The sequence below is a fragment of the Flavobacterium sinopsychrotolerans genome, assembly GCF_900110375.1.
Classification (GTDB): Bacteria; Bacteroidota; Bacteroidia; order Flavobacteriales; family Flavobacteriaceae; genus Flavobacterium; species Flavobacterium sinopsychrotolerans.
The window spans coordinates 553,488-566,617 of the sequence record NZ_FODN01000001.1 but is presented as its reverse complement, the minus strand read 5'-3'; the positions used below and the strand labels follow the sequence as shown (position 1 = coordinate 566,617).

Below are 13,130 nucleotides of genomic sequence, written 5' to 3'. Positions count from 1 at the left end.
AAATGACAAAAAAATAGCGTGCACACTATCTATTTGTCATAGGAAACAATCATTTATTAATTTAACAAAAGGAATAATTCCCCCTTTTATTCGTAATCTTTTTTACGGATGAATACTTTTATTACAGTTACAAAGTCTCAAAGTCTCAAAGTCTTAAAGCCCAAGAATCTGACATATTATATGTCTTCTGTCTTTTTTCTTGCATCTTTTATCTCGTTTTCTCAAGTCAAAGACACCACTAAAGTAAACCAACTTGATGAAGTTTTGGTTTCTGCAGTACGTGTTACCACAAAAACGCCGGTAAGTTTCAGTAATTTAGACAAAAAGGAAATCAAATTCCGAAATTTAGGACAGGATATTCCTATTCTGATGAATTATTTACCGTCAGTTGTTACGACCTCTGATGCTGGAAATGGTGTGGGATACACCGGAATTCGGGTTCGTGGTAGCGATGCAACGAGAGTGAACGTTACCATCAACGGAATTCCTTACAATGATTCCGAAAGTCATGGAACGTTCTGGGTGAATATGCCGGATTTTGCATCTTCAGTGGAGAGTTTGCAATTGCAACGCGGTGTAGGAACTTCTACTAATGGAGCAGGCGCTTTTGGTGCCAGTTTAAATATGTTAACTGATAATTTTGCCAAAGAAAGCTCGGGCGAAATTTCCAACTCTTTGGGGAGTTTTAATACCAGGAAACACACCGTAAAATTCAGTACGGGTTTAATGAACAATCATTTTGAAATTGCGGGACGTTTATCGGCCATCAAGTCTGATGGGTTTGTGGATCGTGGAGCATCTGATTTGAAATCGTATTTTCTGCAGGGAACGTATGTGGGTAAAACTACTTTGATAAAAGGATTGGTTTTTGGTGGTACCGAAAAAACGTATCAGTCTTGGAACGGAATAGATGGTGAAACCTTAAAAAATGACCGAACGTTTAATTCAGCAGGTGCTTTCACGGACGAACAAGGAAATGCTCGTTTTTATGACAATGAAACCGATAATTACCAGCAAGATCACTCACAATTGCTTTGGAACGAAAAAATATCAGAAAACTGGAGTACAAATTTTGCGTTGCATTACACAAAAGGCAAAGGATTTTATGAAAACTATAAAGAAGATGCTGATTTTTCCGATTACGGATTACAGCCTATTGGCACTATTACAACAACGGATTTAGTGCGACAAAAATGGTTAGAGAATGATTTCTATGGAACTACATTTTCTGCTAATTATAAAGATGAAAAACTGGATGTGATTTTTGGTGGCGGTTGGAATAAGTATGAAGGCGACCATTTTGGAAAAGTCATTTGGGCACGAAATGCTTCTCAGAGTGAGTTAGAAGATCGCTATTATGATGACTATGCCAATAAAACGGATGGAAATATTTTTGTGAAAGCCAATTACCAAATCACGGAGCAATTAAGTTTATTTGGAGATTTGCAATATAGATCAGTGAATTACAAAGCAAACGGTGTCCAGCCAACAGTTGTGGATGATACTTTTAATTTCTTTAACCCCAAAACAGGATTAACCTATACGATCAATTCTGGAAATTCCGTTTATTTATCGTATGCCAGAGCCAATCGCGAACCCAATAGGAGTGATTATGAAGGCGGAAACGTAAAGCCGGAAAAGTTGAATGACTTTGAATTGGGTTGGAGATACGTTGCGGAGAAAGTACAATTCAATTCGAATGTGTATTATATGGCCTATAAAGATCAATTGATTTTAACGGGAGGTTTAGATGATGTTGGTGCGCCAATACGTTCCAACAGCGAAAAAAGTTATCGTTTAGGACTGGAAGTTGATGCTAAAATAGCGTTGACAGATCAATTGATTATTCGTCCTAATTTTACGTTGAGTGCTAATAAAAATACTGATTTAGCGGTAGAAGGTCAGAATTATGGAACTACAGATATTGCGTATTCGCCATCAATTATTGCGGGAAATATTTTGGTATACACTCCTATTGAAAATCTTCATATTTCATGGTTGCAAAAATTTGTAGGAGAACAATACATGAACAACATCGAATTGCCGGCTGCAAAGTTGGCGGATTATTTTGTAAATGATTTGAATATTGCCTACACTTTTAAGCCAAAAACCATCTTCAAAGAAATTGTATTGACGGGTTTAGTGAATAATTTTTTAGATAAGAGATACGTTTCTAACGGATACATGTATGATGTATATCCGTATTATTATCCACAAGCGGGAATTAATTTTCTTGCTGGTTTGACACTGAAGTTTTAGAATCTTGTTTAGTTATAATGAGAAAAATCCTGATGGTTTACCTGTCAGGATTTTTTGGTTTAATTATAAACCCGAAGTGACGTTCCATTTACCTGAACCCGATATTGCTTCATTGGATATTGTAAAGTTCCCTGTCCTGTAAATAAATTATATTCTTTACTGTCACAGCCGCAAACGGCATTTATTCCATTTATGGTCATGGTAGAGCAGGAACTTATAGCTTGATTGGGACAAGCAGCATCAAAAGCATTGTAGCCGCTACCAGTATTAAAAACAATAATGCCCCGTGCGCCAATTCCAGGAACATAAACAGCATTACTAACGAATTTAAGATTAGAGTATTCAGGCAAGTTCATATTGATATCTACTGTGAAACTGTAATTAGGGACAAATGGATTTGTATTGTTGAAATCAGAATCACTACATGAAAAAAGTAAAGGAATAATAAGGAAAAGGATTGTGTGTTTTTTCATTTTAAAATAGTGTCAAAGTATTAGTGAAACAAATTTAATTTATTTAACTTTGAATTATATATGATTAACATATATTTATAGACGAAAAAATAATAATAGTATCTTTGTGGAAAGAAATCCCGTCCTGATGGGATTTTTTCTATTTATATAAATGATGAAGTTATGAGTACAGTATCGTATTACACCGCAGAAGGGTTAAAAAAATTAAGAGAAGAATTGGATTATTTAAAGAGCGTAATGCGTCCAAAAGCATCTGCGGATATTGCTGAAGCAAGAGATAAAGGCGATCTTTCAGAGAATGCCGAATATGATGCGGCTAAGGAAGCACAAGGAATGCTTGAAATGCGTATTGCTAAACTGGAAGAAGTACATTCTAATGCCAGATTAATAGATGAAACACATCTTGATGTTTCTAAAGTATTGGTTTTGTCTAATGTGAAAATCAAAAACCAAACCAATGGAATGGAAATGAAATACACGTTGGTAGCTGAAAGTGAAGCCGACTTGAAAACTGGAAAAATCTCAGTAACCTCACCTATCGGGAAAGGTTTATTAGGGAAATCAGTAGGAGAAGTGGCGGAAATCACTGTGCCTAATGGTGTTTTGAAATTTGAAATTTTAGAAATATCTCGTGATTAAATAGTTAAAGGTTTAACCGATTCATCAATTAACCAACTCAACAATGTCAAGTATATTTACAAAAATTATAAACGGAGAAATTCCCTGTTACAAAATCGCAGAGGATGAAAATTTCTTGGCCTTTTTGGATGTAAATCCAAATGCAAAAGGACACACACTTTGTATTCCAAAAAAAGAAATAAATAAGATTTTTGAGATGGAAGATGATTTGTATATCGGGCTGATGCAGTTTTCTAAGAAAATAGCAGTTGCTCTTGAAAAAACGGTTCCGTGTAAACGAATCGGAATTGCAGTTGTAGGACTTGAAGTTCCTCATGCGCACGTTCATTTGATTCCGTTGAATGAAATGGATGAAATGCGTTTTCAAAATAAAGTATCGCTGTCCAAAGAACAATTTGAAGCTTTGGCGGCAAGTATAAAAACCAATTTATAATAATTTTTAAAATAAAATAATTTGGTATGGTTTTCGTTAAAAAGGGAATAGGTGCAAACCTGTTCCCTTTTCTACTTTATGAAGCCTACATTATATACTATGAAAAACATTTTTTTGTTATTTTCTCTCTTTTTTTTCTTGCTGAGTTTTGGACAAGCAAATTCCGGATACGCTTTGGTTGATACTAAAATGGCGGCAATTCCTGCAAATGCAACAACTTCTACACAAGCAATTGCAAACTACATTAACGCTAATTTTAAAACAGAAACAGATAAAATCAGGGCGGTTTTTTATTGGACGGCATCAACTATCAGCTATGATGTTGCTAATATGTTTTCCGTAAATTTCAATGAAACCGAACAGGAACAAATTGCAAAGACGTTAAGAACTAATAAAGGGGTTTGTATTCATTATGCAGTGGTTTTCAATGAGCTTTCGCAAAAAATAGGAATTCAATCCTATATAATTGAAGGCTATACAAAGCAAAACGGAAAAGTAAGTGAATTAGCTCACGCTTGGGTCGCTGCAAAAGTTGATAAAAAGTGGTATATATTTGATCCAACTTGGGGTTCCGGTTATGTAAATAATGGTAGGTTTTCTAAAAAAATAAACAATTATTATTTTAAGGCAGTTCCTGCTACAATAATTTCTTCCCACATTCCATTTGATTATTTGTGGCAATTTTCGAATTATCCTATTACCAATACTGAGTTTTATGAAGGGAAAATTCAAATCAATAAAACGAAGAAATACTTTGATTTTGAGAAAGAAATCATCAAATACAATGCTTTGTCTGAAGCGGATCAATTATTTGCTTCGGCAGAAAGAATAGAGAAAAATGGATTGAAAAACGCCATGATTTTGGAGCGTTATGAAGGAAAAAAGCAACAGTTGACTTATTTGCGACAAAATACCAATATTGAAAAATTGAATGCTATTGTGAATGAAATGAATCTGGCAGTTGTCCTGTTGAATGATTTTATTCATTACAGAAACAATAAGTTCAAACCTGCTTTATCAGATGATGAAATTAGCAGCATGATTGAAACACCAAAAGAGAAACTGGTCAATTGCCAGAACAATATTTACAGTGTAGGTTCTGTTGGCAGTCAAAATGCATCTAATGTGTCATCCATTAAAAAATCAATAGGAGCAGCTTTGGCGCAAGCCGAAGAACATTCCTTGTTTGTAAAAAATTATTTGAGTAAGTCTAAAATAGTCAGAAAAACGATGTTCTCTAAAGTTACCTGGTTTGGTGTTCCGTTAAACTAAATTACTTTTTTAAAACTAACTTGCATCGTTGTTCCTTTTCCAATTTCGGAATTCAGCACTTTTATGGTTCCTTTATGGTATTCTTCCACGATTCTTTTGGTTAATGAAAGTCCTAATCCCCAACCTCTTTTTTTGGTGGTAAAACCAGGTTCAAAAATGCTTTTGAATTGTTTTTTTTGAATTCCGTTTCCTGTATCGGAAACATTTATTTTTACAGAATCACCTTCTTGCTCAATTTCAAGTGCTAATTTCCCTTTTCCTTTCATGGCATCGATGGCATTTTTCACCAAATTCTCAATGGTCCAACTGTGAAGTGTGGGATTGAGAGACACTATAATAGGAGCTTTTGGCGCTTTGAACGAAAACTCAATTTGTTTGGAGAATCGGGATTGTAAATAGTCGTAGGATTGAAAGGTTTCTGCAACGATGTCTTTATTCTCTAATTTGGGTTCTGAACCTATTTTGGAGAAACGATCGGTTATGGTTTGCAAACGCTCAATATCTTTTTCAATTTCAAAAGTGGTGCTTTCGTCCACATTTTCAGATTTCAATAGTTCGACCCAGCCAATCAAGGAAGAAAGCGGAGTTCCTATTTGGTGTGCAGTTTCTTTCGCCATTCCGGCCCAAAGTTTGTTTTGCGTTGCCATTTTGGTACTTCGATAAAAATTGTAAACTAAACCGCCAAAAAGTACAATAATTAGCACTAAAGCAACGGGATAATATTTTAATTTATTCAGTAAAGCCGAGTTTCCATAATAGAGTTTTTGAAATTTTCCCGGAACATATTCAATGACGATGGGCTCGTTTTCACTTTTTAAATCATGTAAAAATGCGACTGCTTTTTTATTGTTTTTTACAATAACTTCATCAATGTTCACGGTGTTTATGATGCTGTCATTCTCTGTAAGTATAATAGGAATCGAAGTATTGTCACTGAAAATTTGCAGTGGAAGTTCAACATCTGTATTTTCACCTGCGTTAATCAGTGTTTTTTGAGCTTGTGCCCAAAGATTCATTTTTAATCGTTCTTCATTTTTGAAGATTTGAAAAAAGGTGTAGGTGTTCCAAAGTATCAGTGAAATGATTAAAAAAGAGGCGAAAATTATAATCCAACGGGTTGTATTTCTTCTTTCAGAAAACTGCATAAATGAAAATTTGAATGATAAATATAACGAAATAAATGCTGTAGTATTTTAGTTTTAGTCAAAGAATTTTTTTTAGAATAAATCCACACATAATTTTATTCTAATTGGGACTTCTACTTCAAAAACTGAATCGATTTGTCTACTTTTGTATCTTAAGTAAATTTTGAAATATATGATTACGATTGATCCAAAAAGCATTGAAACGGCAAAATTACAAGGTTATCTGCAGAGTTCTGTTGGGCCAAGACCCATTGCTTTTGCCAGTACTATGGATGCGGAAGGGAATCCTAATGTATCGCCTTTCAGTTTCTTTAATGTGTTCAGTGCAAATCCCCCGATTTTGATATTTTCACCGGCGAGACGCGTTCGTGACAATTCAATAAAACACACGTTAATCAATGCGGAAGCAACTAGGGAAGTAGTCATTAATGTGGTGAATTATGACATGGTACAACAAATTTCTCTGGCGAGTACAGAGTATGCTGATGGTGTGGATGAGTTTTTAAAATCAGGCTTGACTCCCATTGCTTCAGAGGTGGTGAAACCCTTTCGAGTAAAAGAATCACCGGTTCAATTTGAATGCAAAGTCACTCAGATTATTCCGCTTGGAACAGAAGGTGGTGCAGGGAATTTAGTGCTTTGTGAAGTCGTTCGAATTCATATTGACGAATCTGTTTTAGACGATAATGGAGCTATTGACCAATATAAAATCGATTTAGTTTCCAGATTAGGAGGTAATTGGTATTCGAGATCAAACCAAGGTCTTTTTGAAGTACCAAAACCATTGTCTACATTAGGAATAGGAGTGGATGCCATTCCAAATTTTGTAAAAGAAAGTCCAGTTTTTAACGGAAATGATTTAGGCATGTTGGGGAATGTAGAAGCCTTGCCTACATTGGAAGAAGTTAGTATATTTGTACAACAGAATTTTGCAGTAAAAGGAGTTTTAAGCGCTGACGATCAGCAAAAAGTACACTTGGCAGCAAAAAAATATCTGGATGATAATGATGTTTTATCGGCTTGGAAAGTGCTTTTAGCAAAATAATAATAATATAAATAACATTAAAAACAACGAAGATGGAAGTTACAGGAAAAATTAAAATGCTTGGGGATGCAAAAAATGTGGGAAGCGGAAGTTTCTTGAAAAGAGAATTGGTAGTAACCACTGAAGAGCAATATCCACAACATATTTTAGTAGAATTTGTACAAGATAAATGTGATTTATTGAATAGTTTCAAAGTAGGAGAAGCAGTTAAAGTTTCAATCAATTTAAGAGGACGCGAATGGGTTGACCCACAAGGAGTGACTAAATATTTTAATGCAATTCAAGGATGGAGAGTAGAAAGAGTAGCTACTGAAGCGACTTCTGCACAAATGCCTCCAATGCCGGCTGCTGAAGCTTTTGCACCAGCAACAAACCTAAACGAAGAAGAAGCTGACGATTTACCATTCTAAGAGATAAAAAAGTTAGAATTTATAAGTCAGAAGTTTGAGTTTTTACTTGAATTTCTGACTTTTTTATTTTTTGCCATTACCATTATTTTTTGAAATTGAAAAATGTATTATTTATCTCCAGATTTATTTTTTCCTCCTGTTGACCAAGCCAATCGCGATGGAATTTTAGCCATTGGAGGTAATTTATCTCCGGAACGATTGCTACTTGCCTACAAAAGTGGAATCTTTCCGTGGTTTGAAAATGGTGAACCCATTATGTGGTGGTCACCAAATCCCAGAATGGTTTTATTTCTAGATGAATTGATTATTTCTAAAAGCATGCGAAACATTCTGAATAGAAATATTTTCACAGTCACTTTCAATGAGAATTTTAGGGATGTGATTTCTAATTGCCAAAACATAGAACGTGACGGTCAAAACGGAACTTGGATTACGAATGACATGATTGAAGCCTATTGTAAAATGCACGAATTAGGAATAGCTAAATCAGTCGAAGTTTGGCAAGATGAGGTTTTGGTTGGTGGTTTATATGGAATTGATTTAGGTCATGTTTTTTGTGGTGAAAGTATGTTTTCTAAAGTTTCGAATGCTTCCAAAGTGGCTTTTATAGCTTTGGTGAACCAATTAAAGGTAGCTAATTATAAATTGCTGGATTGCCAAGTTTATAATCCACATCTTGAAAGTTTGGGTTGCAGGGAAATTGACAGAATCGATTTTATGGAAATATTGAAAAGCAAATAACACTTAAAATCTTAATTTTTTAAAACTCCAATCCAGTGTGTTAAAAAGAATTAATTCATTTTTCAATATTGGTAAATCCATAATTAGTTTCAAAGTTTCATGCGCCATCATAGTACCAATGATTCCTGGAAGTGTACCCAATACACCATTCAAATTACAATTGGGAATATCTTTTGGACTGGGTGGTTCAGGAAATACATCACGAAGATTTTTGCTTCCATTATGATTGAAAACCGCCATTTGTCCCTCAAATTTTAAGATACTGCCATAGACTAATGGTTTTCCAAGAATTACACAAGTATCATTTACTAAATAACGAGTAGCAAAATTATCACTTCCATCAACAACTACATCAAAATTCAGGATGATTTGTGTGGCGTTTTCCATAGTTAGTTTTTCTTCAAAAGCAATAATATCAATCAACGGATTTAAAGTTTCCAAAACCGATTTTGCCGTAATTGCTTTTGATTGACCAACGTGCTCCTCAGTATATAGAATTTGGCGGTGTAGGTTGTGCAATTCGATTTTGTCAAAATCAACTATTCCTATGGTTCCAATTCCGGCCGTTGCTATATATTGCAAGATAGGACACCCTAATCCGCCAGCACCAATCACTAAAATTTTAGCTTTCTTGAGTTTTTCCTGCCCGGAATCTCCTATTTCCGGCAACATCATTTGTCGGTTGTAGCGTAAAAAATCCTGAATAATACTCATCTTTATTAAGTCTTAAAGTTGAAAAGTCATAAAGTTGAAAGTTAAAATTATTTTAAATCCTTTGACTTTCGATATTCGACCTTTGACTAAAATTTTTATCCCAGTCTTTCCAAACGGGTTCATATCCTATACTGGAAATGACTTTTGCAATCTCTGAAGCTGATCGTTCGTCACTGATTTCAAATTGTTCCAATGATTGCGGATCAACGGCATAACCGCCAGGATTAGTTTTAGAACCGGCACTCATACTAGTAATGCCTATTGGAATAATATTGTCCCTGAATTTTTCATTTTCACGGGTCGACAGGGAGATTTCTAAATCTTCATTCCACAAACGGTATGCGCAAATGAGTTGGGTCAAATCACTATCATCCATGACAAAGTTGGGTTCAATCACTCCTTCTGCCGGTCGTAATCTGGGGAAAGAAACTGCATATTTAGTTTGCCAGTATATTTTTTGTAAATAATCTAAATGTAATGCATTGAAAAAACTGTCTGTACGCCAATCTTCCAATCCTAATAAAACACCCAGGCCAATTTTATGAATACCCGCAGTTCCTACTCGGTCAGGCGTTTCTAAACGAAAATCAAAATTGGATTTTTTGCCTTTTGTATGATACTGTTTGTAAACATCACGATGATACGTTTCCTGATACACTAAAATCGAATAGATTCCAGCGTCATGCAATTGCTCGTATTCTTCTGTTGAAAGTGGTTGCACTTCGGCTGAAATAGTAGAAAAATTGTTTTTTATTTGAGCAATTGCCTTTAGAAAATAATGAATGTTTACAGTATGATTTGCTTCGCCAGTAACCAACAAAACATGATCAAATCCTCCTTTTTTTAAGACCTCAATTTCCAATGTAATTTCATTTTCGGTAAGTGTTTTTCGCTTGATTTTGTTGTCTAAACTAAAACCACAATACGTACAAATGTTTTGGCATTCGTTGCTTAAATACAAAGGAGCATACATTTGAATCGTTTTGCCAAATCTTTTTTTTGTTAATTCATGGGCCAGTTGCGCCATTTGTTCTAAATAGGGTTGGGCAGCAGGTGAAATTAATGCCATAAAATCATCGAGACTGCGTTTGCTTTTGGTTAAAGCCTGTTCAACTTCGAGTACTGTTGTGTTGTATATTTTGGATTTGATAGTTTCCCAATCGTAATTATCAAAAACTGATTTAAATGTGTTCATCGTTTAAGTTGGTTATTTAGGAAGCGTCATTTTTATTATTTGGTTTTGGCTCCCTCTCCTTTGGAGAGTCCCGAAGCTTCGGGAGGGGAGAGGATTATTCATACAAAAATGCCGTCAGAGGACTTGAAGCCATTGCTCGATTATGTTGTTGAGCGATTTTTGCTTCGAATGCTTTTCGGCCTGCAATAACAGCGTCTCTAAAAGCTTCTGCCATCAATTTTGGATTTCCCGCTACGGCAATGGCTGTGTTTACCAAAACCGCATCAGCGCCGATTTCCATCGCTTTTGCAGCATCAGAAGGAGCGCCAATTCCTGCATCAATAATTATGGGAACTCTACTTTGTTCGATAATAATTTCTAAAAAATCGATGGTTTTTAATCCTTTGTTGCTGCCAATCGGCGAACCCAAAGGCATTACCGCCGAAGTTCCGACATCTTCCAAACGCTTGCACAAAACCGGATCCGCATGAATATAAGGCAGAACGATAAATCCTAATTTGGCTAATGCTTCCGTAGCTTTTAAGGTTTCAATCGCATCAGGCATTAAGTATTTTGGATCAGGATGAATTTCTAGTTTTAGCCAATTGGTTTCTAATGCCTCGCGGGCTAATTGTGCTGCAAAAATGGCTTCTTTAGCATTTCGTGCTCCAGAGGTATTGGGTAATAAATTAATTTTCGGGTGTTTCAGATGTGCTAAAATGGCATCTGTTTCAGTTTCTAAATCAATACGTTTTAACGCTACGGTTACTAACTCGCTCCCTGATGCTAAAATGGCTTCTTCCATTTGTTGATTCGAACCAAATTTCCCTGTGCCTAAAAACAAGCGGGATTCAAAGGTTCTGTCTCCTATTTTAAATGGTAACATATAATTTGTCGTTAAGTTGATTGATAAGTTGCGATGCATTTTCGGTTTGTGTAATCATACCGGAAACGGCTATGCCGCGAATTCCAGTTTTCATTAGACTTTCTACATTTTCGAGTGTGATTCCTCCAATGGCATAAATGGGGATTTGGATGTTTTTCGCCTTCATTTGCCCAATAATTGAATGATATCCTTCCAATCCTAGAATTGGACTTAAATTTTGTTTTGTGGTTGTAAATTGGAATGGACCCAAACCAATATAATCACAATTTTCGGCTGTTCTTTGAAGCACATCTTCAAAAGTATTTGCGGTGCCTCCAATGATTTTTGTGTTTCCTAAAATGAGTCTTGCTTCTTCAACGCTCATGTCACTCAAGCCTAAATGAACTCCATCCGCATCCAATTGCTTTGCTAAATAGACGTTGTCATTGATGATAAAAGTGGCTAAATATTCTTTGCATAACATTTTTACGGCTTCCGCCAAAGTGAAAGCATCATCTGAATAATTTTTTTTGAATCTCATTTGTATCCATTCGCAACCATTATCCAATGCTTTGTGGATGTTGTATACTTGTTCTTCGACAGTGTTTCCTTGCGAAATGTATTGTAATTGGTTATGCATAATGGTATCCTAATTTGGTTTGGTTCGATTGTAAATATGTTTCTGTATATTTTTTAGCGTTGCCACATGCTGTTTTTAGGTCTTGTCCCAAGGCTAAATTGGCTGTAATAGCGGATGATAATACGCAGCCGGAGCCATGTTTTTCGAAAACCAAATTTTCTTTTGGCCTAAGCCTGAAAATTTTATTTTTCAGATACAAATAATCAACACCAATTTCGTCTGGATTATGACCGCCTTTTAGTAAAACGGCGCAATAGTCCGAAAGGTTTTCTGCTATTGTTTCTGCATTAATTTCTTCCGAAGACAGTTGTAATATCTCATCGTAATTGGGCGTTATCAAATCAATCTCTTTCAATATTTCAATCAAAAAAGCTTGGTTTTTGATGTTTATAAAATCGAATTCAGTAGTGGATTTCAAAACGGTATCCCAAATAATTTTTGTTTTTGGCGAAAGCCTTTTCACAAGTAAAACAATTTCTTTTAAATAATCCAATGAAGGAATAATTCCAATTTTTACTGCTTTGATAGTATAGTTTTGAAACAGTTTTTCTACTGATTTTAAAAAAAAATCTAAGTCAGTCCATTGTATTTCGTAGAACTCATTTTCAGTTTGAATGGTATTGCCGGTATTCACTGCAAATCCATACACGTGATGTTGCTCGAATGTTTTCGCATCTGCCAGAATTCCTGCACCTCCAGAAGGATCAAAGCCTGCAATTGTTAATACGAAAGGGCGATTTGCTGACATAGTTTATAATTTTCTATTGGGTTATTGCTGTTCCAAATGGTACCTAAAAGCGCCACATCATCAAAACCATATTTCAATGCAATTTTGATTCTCTCGGATGTAATTCCTCCTACTGCAATCAGTGCAGTTTTGATGTTATTTCTTTGTTTTAATTCTTTTTCAAAATCAATATCCGAAATATAATTTGTTTTGGAAATACTTTCGAAAACGGGCCCAAAAAACGCATAATCGAAAACAGCTGATAATTTTTCAAAATCAGCCATTTTGTGAATGGAAGTAGAGAGTGTGAATCTATTTTCTTTCCATTTTTTCAAACTTTCTTCAGACGTTTCATTTCGTTTTTTTTCTGTAAAGTGAATGCGATGTATTCCAAACTCTACAGCCAATTGATGATGACTGTGTAAAACCAAATTTTGTCTATAATCCGATTTTATTTCAAACAAGAAAGCTTTCATTTCGGCTACAGAAAAATCTGGTTTTCGAATATGAAATAACTCCATCCCATTCTCGAAAAGAAGATTTATAGTACTGATTTCATTCTTTATAAGAGTGGGATTGGAAATAACGATCAT

15 protein-coding genes are annotated in these 13,130 nt (G+C 35.1%); 7 read left to right on the top strand and 8 right to left on the bottom strand.

What is annotated here, in order from left to right; genetic code table 11:
* Positions 1 to 180 precede the first annotated feature (180 nt).
* On the top strand, positions 181 to 2,259 hold the full coding sequence (locus tag BMX64_RS02525) for a TonB-dependent receptor (RefSeq protein WP_244273204.1): 2,079 nt from the start codon (positions 181 to 183) through the stop codon (positions 2,257 to 2,259).
* A 59-nt stretch (positions 2,260 to 2,318) separates the two neighbouring features.
* On the opposite strand, the gene BMX64_RS02520 is transcribed toward BMX64_RS02525, so the two are convergent.
* Positions 2,319 to 2,732 carry a Rieske (2Fe-2S) protein gene (locus tag BMX64_RS02520; protein WP_091165913.1) on the bottom strand — a complete coding sequence of 138 codons (414 nt, stop codon included), beginning with the start codon at positions 2,730 to 2,732 and terminating at the stop codon, positions 2,319 to 2,321.
* 162 nt (positions 2,733 to 2,894) lie between these two features.
* Between BMX64_RS02520 and greA the strand changes: the two genes are divergently transcribed.
* The 3 genes from greA to BMX64_RS02505 all read left to right on the top strand — a co-directional run bounded on the left by greA (position 2,895) and on the right by BMX64_RS02505 (position 5,076).
* Positions 2,895 to 3,371 (top strand): transcription elongation factor GreA, encoded by a 477-nt coding sequence (gene greA / locus BMX64_RS02515; protein ID WP_091165910.1) that lies wholly within the window; start codon positions 2,895 to 2,897, stop codon positions 3,369 to 3,371.
* Positions 3,372 to 3,414: 43 nt separating this feature from the next.
* Complete coding sequence (locus BMX64_RS02510) at positions 3,415 to 3,804, top strand: HIT family protein (protein ID WP_091165907.1); 390 nt, start codon at positions 3,415 to 3,417, stop codon at positions 3,802 to 3,804.
* A 99-nt stretch (positions 3,805 to 3,903) separates the two neighbouring features.
* Complete coding sequence (locus tag BMX64_RS02505) at positions 3,904 to 5,076, top strand: transglutaminase domain-containing protein (protein WP_167543014.1); 1,173 nt, start codon at positions 3,904 to 3,906, stop codon at positions 5,074 to 5,076.
* On the opposite strand, the gene BMX64_RS02500 is transcribed toward BMX64_RS02505, so the two are convergent.
* Positions 5,073 to 6,221: a sensor histidine kinase gene (locus tag BMX64_RS02500; RefSeq protein WP_091165900.1), complete on the bottom strand. Its 1,149-nt coding sequence runs from the start codon at positions 6,219 to 6,221 to the stop codon at positions 5,073 to 5,075. The two genes, BMX64_RS02505 and BMX64_RS02500, sit on opposite strands and share 4 nt — an antisense overlap.
* 172 nt (positions 6,222 to 6,393) lie before the next feature.
* Between BMX64_RS02500 and BMX64_RS02495 the strand changes: the two genes are divergently transcribed.
* From BMX64_RS02495 to aat, 3 genes are all read left to right on the top strand, one after another.
* Entirely contained in the window at positions 6,394 to 7,266 is an 873-nt protein-coding gene (locus BMX64_RS02495; RefSeq protein WP_091165896.1) for a flavin reductase family protein, read from the top strand.
* A 32-nt stretch (positions 7,267 to 7,298) separates the two neighbouring features.
* The gene (locus BMX64_RS02490; RefSeq protein WP_073352464.1) at positions 7,299 to 7,676 is read left to right on the top strand and encodes a DUF3127 domain-containing protein; all 378 of its coding nucleotides are present in this window, start codon (positions 7,299 to 7,301) and stop codon (positions 7,674 to 7,676) included.
* Positions 7,677 to 7,778: 102 nt separating this feature from the next.
* Positions 7,779 to 8,417 carry a leucyl/phenylalanyl-tRNA--protein transferase gene (gene aat, locus BMX64_RS02485; protein ID WP_091165892.1) on the top strand — a complete coding sequence of 213 codons (639 nt, stop codon included), beginning with the start codon at positions 7,779 to 7,781 and terminating at the stop codon, positions 8,415 to 8,417.
* 3 nt (positions 8,418 to 8,420) lie between these two features.
* Here aat and BMX64_RS02480 read toward each other — a convergent pair whose 3' ends face one another.
* The 6 genes from BMX64_RS02480 to BMX64_RS02455 all read right to left on the bottom strand — a co-directional run bounded on the left by BMX64_RS02480 (position 8,421) and on the right by BMX64_RS02455 (position 13,130).
* Complete coding sequence (locus tag BMX64_RS02480; protein ID WP_091165888.1) at positions 8,421 to 9,131, bottom strand: HesA/MoeB/ThiF family protein; 711 nt, start codon at positions 9,129 to 9,131, stop codon at positions 8,421 to 8,423.
* Between the two features lie 52 nt (positions 9,132 to 9,183).
* A complete protein-coding gene (gene thiH, locus BMX64_RS02475) occupies positions 9,184 to 10,326 on the bottom strand; it encodes a 2-iminoacetate synthase ThiH (protein WP_091165884.1) in 1,143 nt (380 codons plus the stop codon).
* 94 nt (positions 10,327 to 10,420) lie between these two features.
* Positions 10,421 to 11,191 (bottom strand): thiazole synthase, encoded by a 771-nt coding sequence (locus BMX64_RS02470; protein WP_091165881.1) that lies wholly within the window; start codon positions 11,189 to 11,191, stop codon positions 10,421 to 10,423.
* Positions 11,178 to 11,810: a thiamine phosphate synthase gene (locus BMX64_RS02465; protein WP_091165878.1), complete on the bottom strand. Its 633-nt coding sequence runs from the start codon at positions 11,808 to 11,810 to the stop codon at positions 11,178 to 11,180. Before BMX64_RS02465 ends, BMX64_RS02470 begins: the two co-directional genes overlap by 14 nt.
* A complete protein-coding gene (locus tag BMX64_RS02460) occupies positions 11,803 to 12,558 on the bottom strand; it encodes a hydroxymethylpyrimidine/phosphomethylpyrimidine kinase (RefSeq protein ID WP_091165874.1) in 756 nt (251 codons plus the stop codon). The genes BMX64_RS02465 and BMX64_RS02460 overlap by 8 nt, the downstream gene beginning before the upstream one ends.
* Positions 12,531 to 13,130: a thiamine phosphate synthase gene (locus tag BMX64_RS02455; protein ID WP_091165870.1), complete on the bottom strand. Its 600-nt coding sequence runs from the start codon at positions 13,128 to 13,130 to the stop codon at positions 12,531 to 12,533. Before BMX64_RS02455 ends, BMX64_RS02460 begins: the two co-directional genes overlap by 28 nt.

Excerpts from the sequence above, each read along its gene's own strand:
- BMX64_RS02525 (WP_244273204.1), top strand. The coding sequence starts at position 181 with ATGTCTTCTGTCTTTTTTCTTGCATCTTTTATCTCGTTTTCTCAAGTC.
- BMX64_RS02520 (WP_091165913.1), bottom strand. The coding sequence starts at position 2,732 with ATGAAAAAACACACAATCCTTTTCCTTATTATTCCTTTACTTTTTTCA.
- greA (WP_091165910.1), top strand. The coding sequence starts at position 2,895 with ATGAGTACAGTATCGTATTACACCGCAGAAGGGTTAAAAAAATTAAGA.
- BMX64_RS02510 (WP_091165907.1), top strand. The coding sequence starts at position 3,415 with ATGTCAAGTATATTTACAAAAATTATAAACGGAGAAATTCCCTGTTAC.
- BMX64_RS02505 (WP_167543014.1), top strand. The coding sequence starts at position 3,904 with ATGAAAAACATTTTTTTGTTATTTTCTCTCTTTTTTTTCTTGCTGAGT.
- BMX64_RS02500 (WP_091165900.1), bottom strand. The coding sequence starts at position 6,221 with ATGCAGTTTTCTGAAAGAAGAAATACAACCCGTTGGATTATAATTTTC.
- BMX64_RS02495 (WP_091165896.1), top strand. The coding sequence starts at position 6,394 with ATGATTACGATTGATCCAAAAAGCATTGAAACGGCAAAATTACAAGGT.
- BMX64_RS02490 (WP_073352464.1), top strand. The coding sequence starts at position 7,299 with ATGGAAGTTACAGGAAAAATTAAAATGCTTGGGGATGCAAAAAATGTG.
- aat (WP_091165892.1), top strand. The coding sequence starts at position 7,779 with ATGTATTATTTATCTCCAGATTTATTTTTTCCTCCTGTTGACCAAGCC.
- BMX64_RS02480 (WP_091165888.1), bottom strand. The coding sequence starts at position 9,131 with ATGAGTATTATTCAGGATTTTTTACGCTACAACCGACAAATGATGTTG.
- thiH (WP_091165884.1), bottom strand. The coding sequence starts at position 10,326 with ATGAACACATTTAAATCAGTTTTTGATAATTACGATTGGGAAACTATC.
- BMX64_RS02470 (WP_091165881.1), bottom strand. The coding sequence starts at position 11,191 with ATGTTACCATTTAAAATAGGAGACAGAACCTTTGAATCCCGCTTGTTT.
- BMX64_RS02465 (WP_091165878.1), bottom strand. The coding sequence starts at position 11,810 with ATGCATAACCAATTACAATACATTTCGCAAGGAAACACTGTCGAAGAA.
- BMX64_RS02460 (WP_091165874.1), bottom strand. The coding sequence starts at position 12,558 with ATGTCAGCAAATCGCCCTTTCGTATTAACAATTGCAGGCTTTGATCCT.
- BMX64_RS02455 (WP_091165870.1), bottom strand. The coding sequence starts at position 13,130 with ATGATCGTTATTTCCAATCCCACTCTTATAAAGAATGAAATCAGTACT.